Consider the following 6,000-nt stretch of genomic DNA (forward strand, 5'->3'; position numbering starts at 1 on the left):
CTGATTGAACAATTGACATCACTTTTTTCAAAAGGGAGCCTATGAAATTATGCAATAGAATTCTTTCCACAATTTTCCTTACGATCACTTTTTATACGCCAACACTTATCGCACAAGTACCCGGCGTAATAACCGTTGATATCTGCATTTATGGCGGAAGTTCAGCAGGTGTCATTGCTGCGTACACTGCCAAAAAGATGGGTAAAAGTGTAATCCTTGTTGAACCGGGTATTCGTTTAGGCGGATTGACGTCGGGTGGTCTGGGGATGACTGATATAGGGAATAAATATGCAGTTACAGGTATATCCCTCGATTTCTACCGGCGCATTGGCAGGCACTACGGTAAGCTTGAACAGTGGACTTTTGAACCGCAGATTGCGAAACAATTGTTTGAAGAATACATCCAGAAAGCCAATGTGGATATACTCTATCAAAACAGACTTGTTGCGGTTAGTAAAAAGGATGGACAAATTACAGAGATCAAAGTTGAAAATGTTGTACAGGCAGGCACCCCTACCCAGGTAATTAAGGCAAAGATGTTTATTGATTGTACCTATGAAGGTGACCTTATGGCAAAGTCAGGTGTTTCCTATACCATCGGACGCGAATCAAACAGTACCTACAATGAAACCTATAATGGCGTTCAGTTAAGAGATAAACACCAGTTTCCTGATGGAATAGATCCATATAGAACCCCGGGTGTTAAAGAAAGTGGTTTACTATGGGGCGTCAGTGATGAAGAACTAGCACCCGCTGGTTCAGGCGATAAAAAGGTACAAACCTATAACATACGGGTGTGTTTAACAAATTCACCAGCAAACAGAATTGCAATAACTCAACCCGACGATTACAAACCCGAAAGGTATGAGCTGCTATTAAGATTGCTTGAAAAAAAGCCAGCAAGTAATCTTCGTGGAATTATGACATTAAGCAGGATGCCTAATGATAAAACTGATATTAATAACAGCGGGCCATTTTCAACCGATATGATTGGAATGAACTGGAATTTTCCCGAGGCCGGCTATAGCAAAAGGAACGAAATTCAGAAAGCACATGACAATTACACAAAAGGTTTTTTCTATTTCATTGGGCATGACCCAAGAGTGCCGGAACACCTAAGAAAAGAAATGCTGGAATGGGGATACCCGAAGGACGAATACGTTGAAAATGGTAACTGGACACCGCAAATGTATGTGCGGGAGGCAAGGAGAATGGTTGGCGAATATGTGATGACGCAGGCCAATTGTGAAGGCCAGCAAGTTGTTGCAGACGGAGTTGGATTAGCAGCTTATACCATGGACTCGCACAACTGCCAGAGAATAGTAGTCGATGGAATGGTTAAGAATGAAGGAGATGTACAGATTGGTGGATTCGATCCCTACCCAATCTCTTACAGATCACTAATACCTAAACAAAAAGAATGTAAAAATCTTTTGGTGCCAGTTTGTTTATCGGCCTCACACATCGCTTACGGTTCCATCCGTATGGAGCCTGTCTTTATGGTGCTGGCGCAATCTTCAGCCGTTGCGGCCAGCCTTGCTATCGACGGAAACAAGAGCGTACAGGAAGTAGATGTTTTACAATTGCAGACATTACTTAAAGACAATCCGCTTGCTGACGGTAGTAATCCTGATATACTTATTGACAATGAAGATTCTGTAAACCTGATTATTAAAGGATCCTGGACTAAAGGTAAAAAGGGTGGTTACGGGCCTACCTATTTGGTTGCAAATTCGGAAAAGGGAACTGGTAGTTCGGTAAAATTTACTCCACTAATAAGCCAGGCCAAAAATTATGAAGTTTATACCTACTACCCTAAACTTGAAACCGGGTCAGAAGAAACGGTTATTAATGTCTTCGATGGTCAAAAACAATTTACCAGAACAATTGCAAAATCAAAGGTGCAGGTGGTTGGGCAAACCTCCGGCGAATGGGTTTCGCTGGGAAGGTATAAATTTTCAAAGGGCAACAAAGCCTTCGTTGAAATAACCGGCAAGGGTGGAAAAGGAGATATAGTCGCAGACGCTATTCTACTTGTGGCCACCGATTAGTTTGTACCTACAATCAACTTAACAATTGGCCGCCTGGGTCCACCAAATATGGCTATACTTACGTATCGATATTTTATCTTCATCAACCCCAACTGACGATTACAACATTGGGCAAAAAAATTGACATTTTTGTGTATGCATGAATACCTGCTCCAGTGGTGGCAGTCTTTAAAATAAAAATAATCAAATGAAAAAAACTGGATTAAAATGCTTTCTATACACCGTTTTCTTCATAGCAAGCTACAAATCAGAAGCCGGGTTTGATTCGCCATATTCAGCTCCACCCAACAAATATAACGTTGACGTTTGTGTTTATGGTGGCACTGCCAGTGGAGTGATTGCGGCCTATACTGCCAGGAAGTATGGGAAAACTGTTTTACTAATTGAGCCGGGCAGAATGTTGGGCGGAATGACAACTGGCGGATTAGGTCAAACGGATATTGGTAATAAACAGGCTATAACCGGCTTGTCAAGGCAGTTTTATCAAAGGGTAGGTCAGAAATATGGAGTTGACGAACAATGGACCTTTGAGCCTCATGTAGCTGAGGAGGTAATAAAAGAATATATCAGATTAGGAAATATTGATGTTTTGTATGAAAAGCAGGTTAGCAAAGTAAATAAGAAAGGACAGGTGATACAATCTATCCAGGTAAAGGATCCTGCGAATAGAAATGCAGCGACCGTAGTTGTCAATGCTAAACAATTTATTGACTGTACATACGAGGGAGATCTTTTGGCTGCTGCTGGTGTTTCATTTGTAGTTGGAAGAGAGGATAACAAACAATATAACGAAACGCTCAATGGCTTCCAGTTGCCAGAGTATTTCAAACAATCCGGTATACACCAGTTTCCTGATGGTGTGGATCCATATAAGACGCCGGGGGTGCCATCCAGTGGTCTGTTGTATGGCATTAGCACTGCAGGGGTACACCCAACAGGAACGGGAGACAATAAGCTGCAAACCTACAATTTCAGGATTTGTCTTACTGACAGTGTTGAAAACAGCATACCTATTACCCGTCCTGCCGACTATGACTCTACCAGGTACGAACTACTGGTACGGCTTTTCGCAGCGCAGCCAAACATGAGAAAAATAAATGATTATTTTATCTGGAGTTTGATGCCAAACCGCAAAACTGATATCAATAACAGGGGTGGATTTTCAACTGATATGATAGGTGAGAATTATGAATGGGCCGAAGGGAGTTTTGAAAAGCGGAAAAAGATTTTTGATAATCATCTTACCTACACCAAGGGCCTTTTATACTTTGTAAAAACTGATAAAAGGGTTCCTGAACAAATACAGCAAACTATAAGCCGGTGGGGTTATCCTAAAGATGAATACAAGGCTTTTGGAAATTTCACTCCGCAGTTATATGTAAGGGAAGCCCGCAGGATGATTGGTGAATATGTGATGACCGAGCATAATTGTGTTGGAAAGGAAAAAGTTACAGACGGTGTTGGGCAAGCGGCATACACAATGGATAGCCATAATATCCAGCGCCTGGTAGTGAATGGGATGGTTAAAAATGAAGGAAATGTAGAGGTTGGGAACTTCCCGCCCTACCCTGTTTCGTACCGTTCGCTAACTCCAAAAAGAAGTGAATGTACAAACCTGCTGGTGCCTGTTTGCTTGTCTTCAAGCCATATTGCTTATGGGTCGATCCGTATGGAACCGGTCTTTATGGTACTTGGCCAATCCGCTGCGCTTGCTGCCTGCATGGCAATTGATGAAAAAGTGCCGGTTCAAAATATTAACGTTACTAAGCTCCAGAACTTGTTGCAATCTGATCCTTACCTGGAAAAATTAGGTAGTGTGAAGAAATAATCACGGGCGTCCTTCAATGGCTTAAAAATATACAGGTGGTTTCACCACTTCAGAAATGGGCCGCACCGACATTATTTTTATGGATGCGGCTTTGTATTCCGAGGCAGCCCCGCTTGCGGCACTCACTTAGTGGAATACGTTAGTTTGATTTCAAACAGTATAAAAATTAGGTATGACCGTATTTACCATTAAAAACATAAATGCTATAAAAAAAATATTTGTTTGCTTACTGATGTGGAATATTTGTTTGTACACACAAGCACAGAACACTTGAATATTTTCCCGCCGTAGAAGCAGCCTGGTGAAATTCTTCATGTTTTTCAAATAAACCTTTCTCCCAACGAGAAATTCAGCTAAAGGTCGCTCCAAATCAGGCCACCCTCATTACTTTAAAACAATTTTGAAGGTCCATCTTAAACTGTTCGCTGTCAAAATCAACTCTCTTAACTCTCTCGAACACATCTAATGAATCCATTATTGAGGCAGCTAATAATTTTTATGTCTGTTCAACATTAGAGCTCTTGAAGGTCTCATAGTCGATCTTTATATTATATTCTAGTGTTCTCTCAATTTCTATTTCAATATCCACCTTTCTTGTTCGCTTGCTTTTGGTATATATCGGTTGTCCGATTTTAAAAAATTCTTCGAATTTCAAACTGACACAGATAATACCTATTACTATTTCCCTTAAGCCGGATCCATATTCCTTGCCTTCAAAGTAAGAGTTCATTTCAAGGGAAAAGTTTGTCACTATCCTTGCCCTTTCTGAAATCTCATCGCTTATGTACTGAGCCAACTTACATTCCATTTTATCTGAAGATTTTATTTCCTGGAAGTGAACAAAAGTAATGATAGCACGTAAGTGTAAATTTTCGACTTTTCTGCTATTTTGATTTCGATCTGATTTCCAATAAGCTCCGGTACTAAATAAACGCCCGGCCCGAACGAAGCTAAGTCTTTCGCAGAATACCTGGCATTACCTTCAGTCGTTTCACCATATTTCCAAACCTCTACTGCTTTGAGGGGGGGCGTACCCCCTCTTACATTTGGATCTAGACCATCAACCGAAGCTCTTAATGAATATTGAAATCCTGTCGGCCCCACTGCGCGTGGTAATATACTTGCTATCTCCTTCGCGTATTTTGCAATCAACTCCTTATTTTCATAAGCAGTGTATGTGACTCCACCGATTATCACGATAGGTATCAAGACGTCATCTATAACCCCCCAAAATAGTCGCATCATCTATAGCAAGTCCCGAGCTGATAACTAATGCCCCCTTCAATGCTGACGTATTCCACTCATCCTTCTTATCTTTTTTTTGCTGCTCAGTTTTTTGATTCCCTTTCTTTCCTTTTCCTGGACCTTCTGTATCATCAAAATTTTGTTTTAGAAGACGCATATACTCCGCTATTCCTCGGGGTCATCTGTTGATAACGAGTACCGCTTGGCGGAACCATAGACAACAGGCTGAATGGGATCCTGGTCCGCAAATCGAATGATCTTCACGCGACTATACACCTCTTCCAGTCTCTCTTAAGATATTTTTTGAAACTTGTCTTCGGCTGGCTATCTATTTTAACTATTCACAACTGACTAAGACGGCGTGCTATTCATGATCTCGTAGCGGGCAGTGTAATGGTAAAAGTTTGATTTTTTGGTGCGCTTATCGAAGTATTGATTAGTATTCTCTGGACTTTGAATCTATAAGTATTTGGGGAAAACAAAAATCCACGTATCATTGTAAAAGAGTTGAAATAACCTTACTCTATGAAATTGAAACTAACTGCAATAACAGTATTATTTCTTACGCTTTGTATATGCCTTAACGTCAGGGCCCAACAGCTCAAGCTTAAGACTTATTCATTCGGATATAGGATCTTCGAACTCGAGCCGGTCGGAAACAATCCACTCACAATAGCACCGATATTAAAAAATCCGGAAGCTTATACAAATTACCTTAATACTATTCGTTACAATGGATTTACCGGAAACACTGCACCTTACCGGCAACATACTTTTTACCTTAATGGCGAATTCGCTAAACCCGGTTCGTCATCAAGGTTCTGGAAGACACATACTTTGCAGGCAGGAATAGTTGTTACCAGTCAATTTACAACC

Annotated in this window: 6 protein-coding genes; 3 read left to right on the top strand and 3 right to left on the bottom strand. The window is 40.9% G+C overall.

Translation table 11 applies throughout. The features are described 5' to 3' along the window. Nucleotides 1-41: 41 nt before the first annotated feature. Both ACX0G7_RS21385 and ACX0G7_RS21390 read left to right on the top strand, forming a co-directional pair. Entirely contained in the window at nt 42-2,051 is a 2,010-nt protein-coding gene (locus ACX0G7_RS21385) for an FAD-dependent oxidoreductase (protein ID WP_458925559.1), read from the top strand. Nucleotides 2,052-2,238: 187 nt separating this feature from the next. After that, the gene (locus ACX0G7_RS21390; RefSeq protein WP_458925560.1) at nt 2,239-3,879 is read left to right on the top strand and encodes an FAD-dependent oxidoreductase; all 1,641 of its coding nucleotides are present in this window, start codon (nt 2,239-2,241) and stop codon (nt 3,877-3,879) included. A 496-nt stretch (nt 3,880-4,375) separates the two neighbouring features. Here the strand turns inward: ACX0G7_RS21390 and ACX0G7_RS21395 are convergent, their stop codons facing one another. Genes ACX0G7_RS21395 through ACX0G7_RS21405 form a run of 3 tightly spaced genes read right to left on the bottom strand, consistent with a single transcriptional unit; the run spans nt 4,376 to nt 5,281 of the window. After that, the gene (locus ACX0G7_RS21395) at nt 4,376-4,687 is read right to left on the bottom strand and encodes a hypothetical protein (RefSeq protein WP_458925561.1); all 312 of its coding nucleotides are present in this window, start codon (nt 4,685-4,687) and stop codon (nt 4,376-4,378) included. A gap of 14 nt (nt 4,688-4,701) precedes the next feature. Further along, the gene (locus ACX0G7_RS21400; RefSeq protein ID WP_458925562.1) at nt 4,702-5,088 is read right to left on the bottom strand and encodes a hypothetical protein; all 387 of its coding nucleotides are present in this window, start codon (nt 5,086-5,088) and stop codon (nt 4,702-4,704) included. A gap of 4 nt (nt 5,089-5,092) precedes the next feature. Further along, on the bottom strand, nt 5,093-5,281 hold the full coding sequence (locus tag ACX0G7_RS21405; protein WP_458925563.1) for a hypothetical protein: 189 nt from the start codon (nt 5,279-5,281) through the stop codon (nt 5,093-5,095). A 368-nt stretch (nt 5,282-5,649) separates the two neighbouring features. Here ACX0G7_RS21405 and ACX0G7_RS21410 point away from each other — a divergent pair. Beyond that, nucleotides 5,650-6,000 (top strand): hypothetical protein (locus ACX0G7_RS21410; protein ID WP_458925564.1); only part of this gene is annotated, 351 nt, incomplete at its 3' end.

It is taken from the genome of Flavitalea antarctica (genome assembly GCF_054461535.1).